The organism is Pseudoalteromonas aliena SW19 (genome assembly GCF_014905615.1).
Taxonomy (GTDB): domain Bacteria; phylum Pseudomonadota; class Gammaproteobacteria; order Enterobacterales; family Alteromonadaceae; genus Pseudoalteromonas; species Pseudoalteromonas aliena.
This window is the reverse complement of record NZ_AQGU01000021.1, coordinates 1-16,990: the sequence shown is the minus strand read 5'-3', so window position 1 is coordinate 16,990 and position 16,990 is coordinate 1. Positions and strand designations below refer to the sequence as shown.

The following is a 16,990-nucleotide window of genomic DNA, read 5'->3' as shown; positions in this document are numbered from 1 at the left end:
GTTCGTTAGAAATGGTGATAGGCATTTGGGGTATTTTAAAGGCCGGTGGTGCCTATGTGCCGTTAGACCCTGATTATCCTCAAGCTCGGTTAGCTTTTTTGATTGACGATGCCTCACTATCAGTCGTATTGAGTCAGAACGAAGTTGCGGAACGAGTAGAATTAGGTGGAGCCAGTATTATAATGTTAAATAAGCTCTTTGATGAATCTAGTAGTAAATTGTCCCATTATTCTAAATGTAATGTGAGCAGAACTGACAGTGGTGTAAATAAATCAAGCCTTGCTTACTTGATTTATACATCAGGCTCAACGGGTAATCCCAAAGGTGTCATGATAGAGCATCAAAATACAGTGGCTATGCTACATTGGGCTAAGCAAGCTTATAGTGATTCAGAATTAGAAAAAGTACTCGCATCTACCTCTTTGAACTTTGATTTGTCGATATATGAGCTTTTCTTGCCATTATGTTTTGGTTATCAAAGTGTGATTGTAAAAAATGCAATGGCACTGATGGATCTGGAATTAGATGTCAGTATGATTAATACAGTACCTTCAGCAATGAAAGCTTTGTTAGAGGTAGATGCTATTTCAAAGCATGTTCGAGTTATCAACCTTGCAGGTGAACCATTGGCAGCACAACAAGTTAATAACATCCTTGATACACTCCCAGGTGTTGACGTTTGCAATCTTTATGGTCCATCGGAAGATACCACTTACTCTACTTATGCTCGATTTAGTACACAGCTAACAACAGTGCCTGATATAGGTAAGTTGATTTCCAATAGTCAAGGATATATATTAGGTCGTGATAAAGAGTTGCTGCCAATAGGGGCTGTTGGGGAGCTTTACTTAGGGGGAGCTGGTGTAGCTCGAGGTTATTTAAATCGCTCTGACTTAACCGCAGAGTGTTTTATTAAAAACCCTTATTTTTCAGAGAATGGCATCAATAATAGCTCTCGATTATACCGAACTGGAGATCTAGTACGTTACCGTGAAGACGGTCGTATTGAATTTATCGGTCGTATTGATGACCAAGTTAAGATACGTGGGTTCAGAATTGAGTTGGGTGAGATTGAACACCGTTTTAATAGTCTAGATTCGATCGTTACATCAAAGGTTGTTGCCTTGTCGCACGCAGATGGCAATCAATATTTAGTAGTATATTTACAACCTTATCTCACACGTGAGACGCATTGGGATGAGGAAAGGCAGCAAAGTTGGCTCGCTGAGGTGAAGACAGCTATAAGAGCTGTATTGCCGAGCTATATGGTCCCTAGTCAATTTGTAATTATGGCTGAATGGCCATTAACACCTAATGGTAAAATAGATAAAAAAGCTTTGCCAGAGCCGAATGGACAATTAGTTAATCAGGAATATGTCGCGCTTAAAACTGAAACAGAGCATGCATTAGCTTTAATTTGGTCATCTTTACTTGAGTTGGAAATTACTCATATAAGTGCAACTGCCAATTTCTTTGAGTTGGGTGGTCATTCGCTTTATCTAATTAAGCTATCCGCTAGTATTAAACTAACATTTGAAATAGAGCTGACATTACGAGAAATTTATGATGCTGCTGAGCTAACAATTCTTTCGCAAGTGATTGATAGTAAAAAAGCACAAAGTTATCTAAAAGCTAAAAAAGCCAATGAATCAATAATTACAAGTGGAACTTTATAATGACCATAGACCTAATCAAATCAGCAGCGGATCAAGGGATTTACCTGCATGTCAAAGATAATACTTTACATTTTGATCTAACTGTAACGGAGTTTCCGTTGCAATTAAAACAGGAAATCATTAACCGTAAAGCAGAAATAATCAAATTCATGTCACATTCTACGACAAAGTTAGCCGATGGGATTAGCCTTATGGCCAAACATTACCCAAAAGGGGCTCAGTTATCGTTTACTCAGCAAAGGTTTTGGCTACTTGAGAGAATGCAGTCGGGAAATAGCCAATATAATATACCTGTAGCATTAAAAGTAGAGGGGGAGATTGATTTAACTTTAATAGAGAGGGTGCTCAATACAATTATTTCACGACATAATATCCTGCGTACAACTTACCAGGAAGTAGATGATAAAGTTGTGCAGCTAGTTCAAGAAGAATCAGTATTTTGTTTGGGATACCAAGACCTCAGCATTGTTAACGAACAAGAGCGTAATGCGACGTTATCTCAGTGTTTACATGATGAAGTGAAAAAGCCCTTCGATCTCACTCAGGATTTAGCTATTAGAGGACAATACTTACAACTTACTGAACTTGAAAAAAACTTACAGCAGGGTGTACTATTACTGACACTTCATCATATTGCATCTGACGGTTGGTCGATGGAAGTCTTAGTCAATGAATTTGTAACTTTATATCGAGCTTTCACATTAAACCAAGTAAATCCATTGCCTGAGTTGCCAGTGCAATATGCAGATTTTGCAGTTTGGCAAAGAGAAAAACTACAAGGCGAAGAGTTTGTAAAGCAATTGAATTTTTGGCGGGATACATTGAAAAATGCTCCCATCACACATGAATTAGCATTACAGCATCGTCGACCTGAATTGAAACAATCCGTTGGAATTACGGTAAAATCTAATCTTCCATCTTCTGTTGCTCAACAACTTAAATGCATTGCCAAACAATTTAAACTCAGTTCGTTTATGCTGTTACATGCCGCATTGGCTATTGTTCTAAGTCGTCATAGCAACCAGTCCGATATTATTGTTGGCACTCCAGTTGCCAATCGTGCAGAAGAAAAGCTAGGTGGTTCAATAGGTTGTTTTGTTAATACTCTAGCGTTACGATTGAACACGAGTCAAGCAACGCTGGGTGAATATCTAGCACATGTCAGACAGGTGCACCTTGATGCACAAGTTAATCAAGATATTCCATTTGAGCAGCTTATAGAAGCACTCAATTTACCAAGAAGTTCAGCTTATACGCCGCTGGTGCAAATAATGTTGACGACAAATGATAAGTTTTCAGTGAAGCAAGAACCGCAATCACTGTTAGATTTACCCAATTTAAACCTCTCTCCTTTAGAAAGTAACCATCCAGCGGTAAAATTTGATTTAGAGATTGCGCTGAATATTAGCGAAGAGCAAGTAGAAACGATCTGGAGTTTTGATGTCGCATTATTCGAGCAGGGCTTTGTCGAACAATTAAGTGAACATCTGAATAATGGTTTGACTGCATTGGCAAATATCGCTAGTGAAAAGCTTGAAAAAATGCCGTTAAATTGTTTATCAATATTAGGGGGAAAGTTAGAGAATTATTTGGTTAATGGCCTTAGTAATACCCAAGACTATTCCGATGACCTCTGTATTCATGAGATATTTGAGCAGCAGGTACTATTAACACCGAACAAAGTTGCAGTACAATTTGGAAAAAATAGCCTGACTTACAACGAACTAAATGAAAGAGCGAATCAGTTGGCACATTTCCTTGTTCGTGAGTACAAATTAAAAACAAATACAGTTATAGGGATATGTGTTGAACGTTCGTTAGAAATGATTATAGGAACACTTGCAATACTAAAAGCGGGTTCTGGTTATGTACCACTTGACCCTACTTACCCACTTCAACGTCTTACATATATGATGTCAAATTCTGGTGTTGAAATCATTTTATCTACACATTTTATTATTTCGCAGTTTGACCTTAATGATTATAGTTGTATTTGTATCGATGGACTCGGTGACCTTGATAAAGGAGAAAGGTTTTTTAATTATCCTAAAAATAATTTGGATGCACTTGTTTTAGATAAATCACCTAATAATTTGGCCTATATTATTTATACTTCAGGTTCAACGGGTAAACCTAAAGGAGTGCTGTTGGAACATAAAGGTATAGTTAATATTGCGTCAAATCAGAAACATTACCTAGGAGTCAACGAAAATAGTAAAGTACTTCATTTTGCATCAATGAGTTTTGATGCAGGTACTTGGGAATATGTAATGGCACTATTAAATGGTGCAACACTGGTTATCGCTGATAGTGTTCAGCGTTTGTCTCCTGACTGCCTTAGTGAGTTGCTTTATAGTGAAGCAATTACCCATGTGCTACTGCCGCCAGCATTTTTAGCTATGATGGAATATCGAGATGATTTAGCATTAAAAGCATTAGTTGTTGGTGGAGAAGCCTGTGATCAGGATCTTGTAGATCTATGGGCAAAAAAATATCGTATGATCAATGCATATGGCCCAACTGAGATTTCTATTTGTGCAACTTGGGCTGAATTACAGTGCAATCAAAAGGTTGTAATTGGTAAACCGATAGAAAATACAAGTGCTTTTGTTTTGGATGATTCACTTGCTCTACTCCCACCAGGGGTTGTCGGTGAGTTGTATATCAGTGGTGTTGGTTTAGCTCGAGGATATCATCAGTTGCCAGAACAAACAGCAGAGCGTTTTATACTAAACCCTCATTTTGATGGAAAAAATAAATGCGTCACAAAATACCTATATAAAACAGGAGACATAGTTCGTTATCTACCGAACGGTGATCTTGATTATTTAGGGCGCATTGATGAACAAGTTAAAATCCGTGGTTTTAGAATTGAAATTGGTGAGATTGAAGGATTAATGTGTGCTTGCCCTGAAGTGCAAAATGCCATTGTGGCTGTTGTAAAGACCGCAGCTAACACTAAACATTTGATCGCTTATGTTCAATTAGTAGCTAAAGACATAGATGAAAATAAGGCGATGCAATTAATAAATGTTATTAAGTCGAAATTAGTAGAAAAATTACCTGATTACATGATACCGAGTAATTTTATTCATATAGAACAATGGCCATTAAGCAGCAACGGTAAAATTGATAAACGAGCATTGCCTGTTCTGGATTTAGGTTGTAATGAAGATGAATATGTTGCCGCTGCAACTGAAACACAAGAACGATTGGTAGTAATTTGGGCTAATTTACTTAATTTAACAGAAGATAAAATCAGTATTAATGCAAACTTCTTCTCATTAGGTGGAGATTCTTTGTTAGCGAGTCGGCTGGTTAGGGCTATCACATCAGATATTGTAATAAATTTAGAGCATATTGAAATGAGTGATATTTTTTCTGCTCAATCGCTTGCAGAACAAGCGGAAAAAGTAGATTTGTTGCGTTTGAAACAGATGAATAGTCAAGGTATCGACAATATCTGTGATGGAAAAGTCATTGAAGAGGGAGAAATTTAATGAACGTAAATCAGGCTCTCGATCTAGCTGTATCCCAAGGTGTACACCTTTATGTCGAAGAAGGAAAACTTAAATTTAAAGCGACAAAAGGAAGTATGCCCAATAAATTGAAAAGCGTGCTCAAGGAAAACAAAGTAGAGCTTATTGCATTGCTTAGTGAACTACAGACAAAATCTCATATTTCAAAAAATATAATACCTAGTGGTCATCAGATTATTACTGAGCTTTCCTTTTCTCAACAACGTTTGTGGTTTTTGGATCAACTACGTGGGCCTTCGGCTGAATATAATATTCCACTGGCGCTAGATGTTCATGGCGAATTAAGTATTAAGACGGTGGAGAGTGTATTTAATGATATAATTGAACGCCATACGATCCTAAGATCTTTTTATTATGAATCAGACCAAGGAATACGGCAGCAAATTAGACAGTATACTGATTTCAAGGTCAACATTATTGATCTTAGCGATTGTCAGGATAAATACGCAACAGCAGAACGGCATATTTATGCTGATGCTAACACGGCATTTAATTTGACAGAAGATTTACTGTTTCGAGTGACTTATATATTAATTGAAAAAGGCGATACAGAAAAAGAAAACCAAGGAGTGCTACTCCTAAATATGCACCATATCACTTCTGATGGTTGGTCGATGGAAGTATTGATAAGTGAATTTATAACAGCTTATGGGGCCCAAATTAGTGGACGGGGCTATCAGTTACCTGAGCTTGAGATACAATATACGGATTATGCCCACTGGCAACGTACCCATCTGACACAGCAAGCATTGGCGAAACAGATACAATATTGGCAGCAAAAGCTTGCTGATATACCTGCACTACATGGCATAACTCCAGATTTTGAACGGCCGAGTAAAAAGTGTTTACAAGGAAATATTGTCAGAACAAATCTACCTAGCATAGTGGCCGAAAATTTAAAAAAATTAGCGAAAAATCTTCAATTGACGCCATTTATGCTAATTCATAGTGCTCTTGCATTAGTACTTGCAAGACACAGTAATAGTAATGATATTGTGATAGGAACACCAATAGCGAACCGAAACTTACCAGAACTTGAAATGCTGATTGGTTATTTTGCTAATACTCTGGTGTTATGTGCAGATACGAAACAAACGGATATCAACGAGTATCTTAAGCATATTAAAGTGGTGCATCAACAAGCTCAAGCTAATCAAGATGTGCCGTTTGAGCAATTAGTTGAAAAATTGAATATACCGCGCAGCAGTGCTCATTCTCCGATATTTCAAGTTATGTTGACGATCAATTCGGATTACGGTATTAGAGATAACAATGTTGAACTGCAAGGGTTGACAATTAATCAACGTGCTGCAAGCACCGTAGCTATTAAATATGATCTCGAAATTGAAGTTGTTATGAGTGATCAGGGTGTAAAAATAGAATGGAATTATGACTGTGCTTTATTCAAAAAATCTCGTGTTACTGTATTTTCTGAACATTTAGAATCGGTAATACAATATCTTGCTGAGCTTTCACCACAACACTTATCAGACAGTTTGAGCTCTTTACCTATATTGTCTGAACAGGAGCGCAAACAACAACTAGACAGTTGGAATGACACAAAGGTGGAGTACCCAAAAGAATTATGTATTCATGAATTATTTGAAGCGCAGGCAGCAGCTAACCCAACTGATACAGCATTACACTTTGGTGAGCAGACACTCAGTTATGGAGAACTAAATGCCAAAGCAAATCAGTTAGCACATTACTTACGAGATAACCATCATGTTGGGCCAGAGAGTCTGGTGGGTTTGTGTGTGGAGCGTTCGTTAGAAATGGTGATAGGCATTTGGGGTATTTTAAAGGCCGGTGGTGCCTATGTGCCGTTAGATCCTGCACTGCCATCAGCCCGTCTTCAGTATTTAGTTAATGATGCCAATACACATGTCGTATTGAGTGTGAAAGCGGTCACTGAATACGTAGAGCTTAGCAGTGCAACCGTGGTATTACTTGATCAACTAGGGAGTGTATCTGAGCATCAATTTTCTACTTATAGTGAAACAAACATTATACCAAGCGAAATAGGACTGAATGCCCACAATCTCGCTTATATGATTTACACATCAGGCTCAACGGGTAATCCAAAAGGCGTGCTAATTGAACATCAGGCGCTGCACAATCGTATTGATTGGATGGACCGTGAATATGGGTGTGACAGCAGTGATAAAATTCTTCAAAAAACGCCCTATAGTTTTGATGTGTCGGTATGGGAATTTGTGTGGCCTATGCTTAAAGGCGCACAACTAGTCATTAGTAAACCAGAGGGGCATAAAGATCCGAGTTATTTAACAGAGCTAATCATTGAAACGGGGATCACTAAACTGCACTTTGTGCCATCGATGCTTGGTGTCATGTTAGAGCATGGTGACTTAGGGCGTTGTGAGTCAATAAAACACGTGTTTTGTAGTGGTGAAGCGTTACAAATCAACCATGTGACACAATTTAACGCGTGTCTGCCTAAGGCGGGACTGCATAACTTATATGGTCCGACCGAAGCGGCAATTGATGTCAGTTATTGGGATTGTTCGCAGGCACATGGCAGTAGCATACCGATTGGTAAGCCGATCCAAAATATTCAATTGTATATATTAGACGATGAAGCCAATTTGCTCCCGCAAGGTGCATGTGGAGAATTACACATAGGTGGAGATGGTTTAGCACGAGGATATTTAAATCGTCCAGCGCTAACCGAAGAGCGATTTATTACCAATCCATTTTACAATGAGGGTAAGTTAGGGAGCAGTGCCCGATTGTATAAAACGGGAGACTTAGTCCGTTATGACAGTAACGGCAATATAGAATATATGGGGCGTTTAGATCATCAAGTTAAAATTAGAGGCTTCAGAATAGAGCTGGGTGAAATAGAGTATCAGATTGCTGAGCATGAACAGATAGACTCAGCGCAAGTTGTGGCGGTGACAGATAAAAGTGGTAATCAACGTTTGCTTGCTTACGCAAAAACGGTGGTAGAGGGAACATCAGAAGTAGAGTTGCTCGCTTCGTTAAAGCAGGCATTAGGAAGCGTGTTACCAGAATACATGATCCCAAGTCGCTTTATTTTACTATCACAGTGGCCGCAAACAGCCAACGGAAAAATTGACCGAAAAGCATTACCTGCTTTAGATGATATATTGGGTACTACAGTATATATCGCACCAAATGGTGAACAAGAAGAAGAACTTGTTGCAACTTGTGCTGAACTCTTAAATATTGACATTCAAGAGATCAGTATAACAGCAAACTTTTTTGAATTGGGTGGCCATTCATTGATGATTATGGAGTTAGTCAGTCGCCTGAAAAAGCGTGGGTTTATTACTTCTGTTCAGGCACTGTTTGAGGCGAAAGTACTCAAGAATATGGCTGAAAGCCTTGTGCGAAAGGATAATGTTAAAGATGAGGCCTTATTACCAGAAAATTTGATTCCATATAAATGTCAGTACCTGACACCAGAAATGATTAATTTGGCTTCTGTTTCTCAACATGATCTGAATGCAATAAGTGCTGCTGTTCCTGGAGGAACACAAAATATTCAAGATATTTATCCTCTAGCACCGTTACAGGAAAGTATTTTTTTGATCCATTGTGCAACAGAGGGAACAGATCCCTATGTAACAATGATTACGCTGGAATTTGCTACGAAAGTTGCAATTGATAAATTTGTGGCGCGTTTTAATAAAGTAATTAAGCGTCATGATATATTGAGAACGCTTGTCAGCTGGCGTGGTCGGTCAGAACCACTGCAGGTTGTGCTACGTGATGTAACATTGACACCAAACTGGTTACCATTTTCAGGTCAAAAAAATATAAAAGAATTACTCAATCAATATATTGAGCAGGGCGAGCATAGATTGGATCTTGAGCAGGCACCTCTATTACAGCTAGAGTTGGCATATGATACACAGGTGGATAAGTATTTTGCTGTGTTAAAAGAGCATCATCTGTTGTTGGATCATATTTCTGTTGAGATGATAATGCATGAGCTTGCATTAGAAGACCATGAACATGATCAACTACCAACTGCACTACCTTATCGTAACTTTATTGCTCAGACTTTATTACGTACTGAAAAGTTAGATATTGATACATTTTTTACTAATAAGTTAGGCGATATAAATATCCCATGCCAACCGTTTGGACTGTCTAATACCACGGGTAATGGTATACAGTCTAATGAATTAGATGTTGAATTGTCGGTTACACAATCACAACAAATTAGAGCTTTGATGAAACAGCAAGGATCTAGTCCAGCAGCTTTTTTTCACTTAGCTTGGGCGATGGTAATTGCTGCCTGTAGCCAAACTAAAGATGTGGTTTTTGGTACTGTTTTATCTGGACGTATGAGTGGTTTACAAGATATTGAACGTATGATGGGAATGATGATCAATACGTTACCGTTGAGGATAAATTTAGCTGAACATGATGCTTCAGCACTGATCCAAAAAATCAATCTAGAGTTACTAGAATTGATACCATTTGAGCAAGTTTCTTTAACACAGGCCCAGGCTTGTAGCGGTGTTCCGGGACAAACTCCATTATTTAGTGCTATTTTCAACTATCGGCACTCTAAGTTAGGAAAGGCTCCGTCTTCGGGTGAGACACAAGCGATTGAGGCTATAGAAAAAACAAACTATCCGTTTAATCTTTGTGTTGACGACTGGGGACAACTATTTTCATGTAACTTGCAAATTGACAATGAAATCGCGATAGAGTCAGTTGCAGGTTATGTTACTACGGCTATTGATCGCTTATTGAATGCGCTAAGTAATAACACTGGGGAGCCTGTTGCTGGCTTATCTGTATTACCGAACCAGGAGCAACAACAATTATTGGCGCCAACCTTAAATGATTATGTTAAGAATGATAAGTTATTATGTATACATGAATTATTTGAATTACAAGCTGCAAAACACCCGGATAATATCGCTATTGTATTTGATAATAAAACGATAAGTTATAAGACGCTAAATGAACAGGCAAATCAATTGGCGCATCACTTGCTAGAAAATTTTAATATTGAACCTGATGCTTTAATTGGCTTGTGCGTAAATCGTAGTCCTAATATGATTGTAGGAATTTTGGCTATTCTCAAAGCTGGCGGCGCTTATGTACCGCTAGATCCGAACTACCCACAAGAGCGACTTAACTTCATTTGTGAAGATGCATCATTAGGTTTGGTATTAACAGAAGGGGCACTAAGTGAATCATTAGTGTTAGGAGTAACCCAAACTCTAAATCTTGAGAGTGCTAAATTACAAGCTAAGCTTGCAACTCATTCAATCCGTAATTTAGATAATAAATTATTGGCACTGACTACCAGTAATTTGGCTTATGTTATCTACACTTCGGGTTCAACAGGTAAACCAAAAGGAGTGCTACAAACTCACAAAAATGTTAGTCGACTATTTGATGTTACGCAACCTGACTTTAATTTTACAGCTCAGGATTGTTGGTGTTTATTTCATTCCTTTGCTTTTGATTTCAGTGTTTGGGAGATTTGGGGTGCATTTTTTTATGGTGGTAAGCTGATTTTGCCTACCTTTGATGAGGTGAAAGATACTAATCTATTTGTCTCATTGTGTCGTAAAGAAGGTTTGACCGTTCTTAATCAAACACCGAGTTCTTTTAAGCAATTAACAGAATACTTAGCTTTCAATAAACAATCACTATCAGCGTTACGCACTATTGTATTTGGTGGCGAAGGCTTAGTCGACAGCCACCTGACATTATGGTGGCAGAATTTTTCAGATCATCCAGCCAAACTTATTAATATGTATGGTATTACCGAAACAACAGTGCATGTGACTTACAAGCAAATATTGCAAGACAGTGATATTAGTATTGGTAAGCCATTACGAGATCAACAAATATTATTGCTGGACGGTGCAATGAACTTAGTGCCGAATGGATGTGTGGGGGAAATTTATGTTGCTGGTGCTGGGCTGGCACGAGGCTACCTTAATCGCGAAATACTCTCTGCGGAAAAGTTTATCCCTAACCCGTATTACAGTAAAGAGTGTGCTTGGCTTGGTGATAGGCTTTATCGAACAGGTGATTTAGCAAAATATGACACAATGGGTGAATTACACTATTTTGGCCGCCAAGATGATCAGGTTAAGATCCGCGGACATAGAATTGAGCTGGGTGAAGTTGAAAATCGCATTACTCAACTAGAACAAGTGGACTCAGCACTGGTATTAGCATTACCTGATGCTCAAGGAAGTTTACAATTAGTCGCCTATATAAAAGTAATACCAATGCTAATCGATACCGATTGGCAAACAGAACTAAAACTTATTTTAAATAAGCAATTGTTAGCTTATATGATACCAAAAGTGATCGTACCGGTAGTAAAATGGCCGTTAACTAATAATGGCAAGGTAGATAAAAAGGGATTACCTGAGATAGAAACTGGTCTATTTCAAGCTGATTATGAAGCGCCAACAACGACAACTGAATTGAAGTTGACAGAGATTTGGAGCCAATTACTCCATGTTGCTTCTGATAAAATTGGTATCGACGTGAACTTTTTTGAGTTGGGAGGTCATTCTCTATTACTAATGAAGTTATTAGCTGAAATTAGTGAAAAGTTGAATAGTGAATTGACTGTAAAAGACATTTTTTCTGCTGCTACCGTTAAGTTACAAGCAGAGAAAATTGATATCAAAATGGGGGGGGTAACTCGCCCAGCAATGGCACCTTTAACACATCAAAGAGGAGCTTTATTAACATTATCTTATGCACAACAAAGGTTATGGTTTATCGATCAACTCAATGGTGGTAGCCCTGAATATAATATGCCTGTTGTGTTTGATGTTGTAGGTAATCTTGATTTAGACAGTGTTGAAGCAGCACTTAATCGATTGATTGAGCGTCACGAAGTATTAAGAACAGTTTATCTGAGCCAAAATGAAGGACCTAAACAACAAATTCTCGACGATTTTAATTTTAATTTAACTTTACATGATTTAAGTGAATTAGATGAGAATAGCAAGCAACATAGACTTACTAATATACTTAAAGAAGATGGGTTATTAACATTTAAATTGGATTCTGATTTGATGCTTAGAGCATGTTATGTACTGCTCAACTATGCACAAGATAGTACTGAACAAAAGGGCGTATTGATGTTTAATGTGCATCATATTGCTTCTGATGGATGGTCTATTGAATTAATGTCTAATGAGTTTATAAAGCTATATCAGTCGCTAACTATGGGGATTGTAGAGCCTTTAAACCCTTTAACACTGCAATATAGTGATTATGCTGCATGGCAAAGAGATTGGCTCAGTGGAGAGTTACTTGAAGAACAGCTTGACTACTGGCGTAAAAAATTAACCGAAGTGCCCGCTGTTCATGGCCTAAAACTTGATAAACTCAGACCTGAAGAAAAGCAGTTTAGCGCAGAATTTTGGCGTAATAGTTTACTTGGAGAGGTTAGCGTAAAAATACGTGAATTGGCTGAATCGGCAAGTGTGACACCATTTATGTTAGTTCACAGCGCACTTGCTTATGTGCTGTCAAAGCATAGTAATAGCCATGATATTGTGATCGGTACACCTGTCGCAAATCGTTCGCAAAGTGAAGTGGCTCCGTTAGTTGGTTATTTTGCTAATACTCTGGTACTAAGAGTTAATACCGAACATGATGGTATTGATGATTACTTGGAGCATGTTAAGGCAGTCCATATTGATGCTCAATCGAACCAAGATGTACCTTTTGAACAACTTGTCGATGTACTGAGAACTTCTCGCACAACAGCATATAGTCCGATATTTCAGATTATGTTAACTATTAACTCTGACTTTTCGATTGCAAATAAACAACAAGTCGTAACTCCTAACTTGAGTTTTACGACGAGATTACCAGAAACGACAACGACGAAATTTGATCTGGAAATTAACATTGAGCTAGATGACTCTGAGTTTCATGTAAATTGGACTTATGATCGTGAGCTGTTTAATCAAGCACATATAAAAGTGATTGCACAACATTTAGAATCGGTACTACAATATCTTGCTGAACTTTCACCACAACACTTATCAGACAGTTTGAGCTCTTTACCTATATTGTCTGAACAGGAGCGCAAACAACAACTAGACAGTTGGAATGACACAAAGGTGGAGTACCCAAAAGAATTATGTATTCATGAATTATTTGAAGCGCAGGCAGCAGCTAACCCAACTGATACAGCATTACACTTTGGTGAGCAGACACTCAGTTATGGAGAACTAAATGCCAAAGCAAATCAGTTAGCACATTACTTACGAGATAACCATCATGTTGGGCCAGAGAGTCTGGTGGGTTTGTGTGTGGAGCGTTCGTTAGAAATGGTGATAGGCATTTGGGGTATTTTAAAGGCCGGTGGTGCCTATGTGCCGTTAGATCCTGCACTGCCATCAGCCCGTCTTCAGTATTTAGTTAATGATGCCAATACACATGTCGTATTGAGTGTGAAAGCGGTCACTGAATACGTAGAGCTAAGCAGTGCAACCGTGGTATTACTTGATCAACTAGGGAGTGTATCTGAGCATCAATTTTCTACTTATAGTGAAACAAACATTATACCAAGCGAAATAGGACTGAATGCCCACAATCTCGCTTATATGATTTACACATCAGGCTCAACGGGTAATCCAAAAGGCGTGCTAATTGAACATCAGGCGCTGCACAATCGTATTGATTGGATGGACCGTGAATATGGGTGTGACAGCAGTGATAAAATTCTTCAAAAAACGCCCTATAGTTTTGATGTGTCGGTATGGGAATTTGTGTGGCCTATGCTTAAAGGCGCACAACTAGTCATTAGTAAACCAGAGGGGCATAAAGATCCGAGTTATTTAACAGAGCTAATCATTGAAACGGGGATCACTAAACTGCACTTTGTGCCATCGATGCTTGGTGTCATGTTAGAGCATGGTGACTTAGGGCGTTGTGAGTCAATTAAGCACGTGTTTTGTAGTGGTGAAGCGTTACAAATCAACCATGTGACACAATTTAACGCGTGTCTGCCTAAGGCGGGACTGCATAACTTATATGGTCCGACCGAAGCGGCAATTGATGTCAGTTATTGGGATTGTTCGCAGGCACATGGCAGTAGCATACCGATTGGTAAGCCGATCCAAAATATTCAATTGTATATATTAGACGATGAAGCCAATTTGCTCCCGCAAGGTGCATGTGGAGAATTACACATAGGTGGAGATGGTTTAGCACGAGGATATTTAAATCGTCCAGCGCTAACCGAAGAGCGATTTATTACCAATCCATTTTATAATGAGGGTAAGTTAGGGAGCAGTGCCCGATTGTATAAAACGGGAGACTTAGTCCGTTATGACAGTAACGGCAATATAGAATATATGGGGCGTTTAGACCATCAAGTTAAAATTAGAGGCTTCAGAATAGAGCTGGGTGAAATAGAGTATCAGATTGCTGAGCATGAACAGATAGACTCAGCGCAAGTTGTGGCGGTGACAGATAAAAGTGGTAATCAACGTTTGCTTGCTTACGCAAAAACGGTGGTAGAGGGAACATCAGAAGTAGAGTTGCTCGCTTCGTTAAAGCAGGCATTAGGAAGCGTGTTACCAGAATACATGATCCCAAGTCGCTTTATTTTACTATCACAGTGGCCGCAAACAGCCAACGGAAAAATTGACCGAAAAGCATTACCCGTGTCAGAAGAAGTTGATATATCGGGTGAGTATGTAGCGCCGCAAGGTGAAACTGAGCTCATATTAACAGAGGTTTGGGCCCATGTATTGAAACTGCCAAGTGATAAAATTAGTCGCAATGCTAACTTTTTTGAACTCGGAGGTCATTCATTATTGGTCATCAAAGTAATGAAAGCTATTGAGTTACAGTTTGTTGTCCCGATAAATATTAAGCATTTATTTAAATACAGTTCTGTTGAAGAGCTAGCAGGACAAATTGACTTGCTGATAGCAAAGCAGGATCTAAAAATAAAATTAGAACAATCAGATAATGTAGAAAGGATAGTGTTTTAATGAAAGCGGAACAAATAATAAATCAGCTACAAGATAAGTTAATTCTGGTGAGTGCTACAAACGGTTCTCTTGTAGTTGAAGCTGAGAATGGCGCTGTTACAACCGAAATAGCGCAATTGATCAGAGATAACAAAGAACAATTACTTGCCTACTTGAGCGATAATAAAGATCAACCTCAGCGTCAGGCTGTATCGCCTCGAGTTGCTAACTATCAAAATATAGCACCGTTATCTTTCTCTCAGCGTCGTTTATGGTTTATTGATCAGCTACGAAAAGGTTCCGCAGAATATAATATGCCTGCGATACTTGATGTAACTGGACCGCTCGATTTGAACTTAGTTGAATGTGTGTGTCATGAAATCATACGCCGTCATGAGATATTACGTACGGTCATTATTGAAGGTGAATTAGAACCACAACAGTATATTAAAGATGATTTTAATTTTAATTTACGTCGCTTAGATCTCAGCTCTGCTAATAATGTAATTATGCAGAATAGGCTTGATGCACTTATTGATGAAGAGTTAAGCACACCTTTTAATTTATCTGAAGATTTAATGATCCGTGTTAGCTATGTATTGTTAGAGCAAAGCGATATTGGGCTGCAGCGTGGCGTGTTGTTGTTTAATATGCATCATATCGCTTCGGATGGTTGGTCGATTGAACTACTGAGCCAAGAGTTTATGCTCCTATATCAAGCATTCAATGAGCAATCACCAAGTCCGCTTGTTGATCTTAGTCTTCAGTACGCCGATTATGCTGTTTGGCAAAAAGAATGGTTACAAGAAAGTTTATTGGAAGAGCAAATTAATTACTGGCAGCAACAGCTTACAGATGCGCCTGTAGTACATAATTTACCGTTACGAAAACCTAGACCTAGCGAGAAACAAAGCATAGGAGATTTTGTTTCTTGCCGCTTACCTAGTAAGTTAAGCGAAAGAATAACCTCAACAGCTCAGCAAAATAAATTGTCTCCCTTTATGTTCTTACATGCTGTTTTTGCATGGGTTTTTTCACAACACAGTAATAGCAATGATATTGTTATCGGTACGCCCGTTGCGAATAGATTACAACCAGAATTAGAACCATTGATCGGTTTTTTTGTTAATAATTTAGTATTGCGCACTAATACTAAGCATAGAACTTTAGGCGACTACCTTACTCATATAAGAACGGTACATAGTGATGCACAAGCAAACCAAGACGTACCGTTTGAACAATTAGTTGAGTGCTTAAATGTAGAACGAAATTTATCACACGATCCGTTATTTCAGATCATGCTCTCAATGAATAGTGATTTTGGAGTTGCGGAACAGCAAGGTTTAAAACTAGCAGGACTGTCATTTAAAAAATATGACCGTGAAATGATTGCTTTAAAGTTCGATCTTGATATTGATATTACATATATTGATTCAGAAATCGAACTGAGATGGACCTATGATACATCTATCTTTGACGGAGAATACATTGAAACGTTGAATCGCCATTTTTATAATGCTGTACTTGAATTTGTTCGTTATGCGTCTGTACCCGAAACTAAATTGAAACAGTTAAAATTTATGGCTGAAGAGGATAAATTAGCACTACTTTCTCGGTTATGTGGTCCAGTAAAATTGCTAAGCGATCAAAGCTTGATTCATAACGTTCTAGAAAAACAATCGGTTAAATATAGTACTAATATAGCCTTAGTAGATGATACTTCTAGCATGAGTTACAGAGCATTGAATGAACGCGCCAATCAACTAGCGCATTATTTGCGTGTACAACATCATGT

At 38.4% G+C, this 16,990-nt stretch carries 4 protein-coding genes; all 4 read left to right on the top strand.

All coding sequences use genetic code 11. The annotated features are described in order from the left end of the window. The coding region (locus PALI_RS02140) for a non-ribosomal peptide synthetase (protein ID WP_193154730.1) at positions 1–1,676 on the top strand (1,676 nt) is incomplete at its 5' end. Next, on the top strand, positions 1,676–5,176 hold the full coding sequence (locus tag PALI_RS02135; protein WP_193154728.1) for a non-ribosomal peptide synthetase: 3,501 nt from the start codon (positions 1,676–1,678) through the stop codon (positions 5,174–5,176). The genes PALI_RS02140 and PALI_RS02135, both read left to right, overlap by 1 nt. Beyond that, positions 5,176–15,216: a non-ribosomal peptide synthetase gene (locus PALI_RS02130; RefSeq protein WP_193154726.1), complete on the top strand. Its 10,041-nt coding sequence runs from the start codon at positions 5,176–5,178 to the stop codon at positions 15,214–15,216. Before PALI_RS02135 ends, PALI_RS02130 begins: the two co-directional genes overlap by 1 nt. Beyond that, the coding region (locus tag PALI_RS02125; protein WP_226894480.1) for a condensation domain-containing protein at positions 15,216–16,990 on the top strand (1,775 nt) is incomplete at its 3' end. The genes PALI_RS02130 and PALI_RS02125, both read left to right, overlap by 1 nt.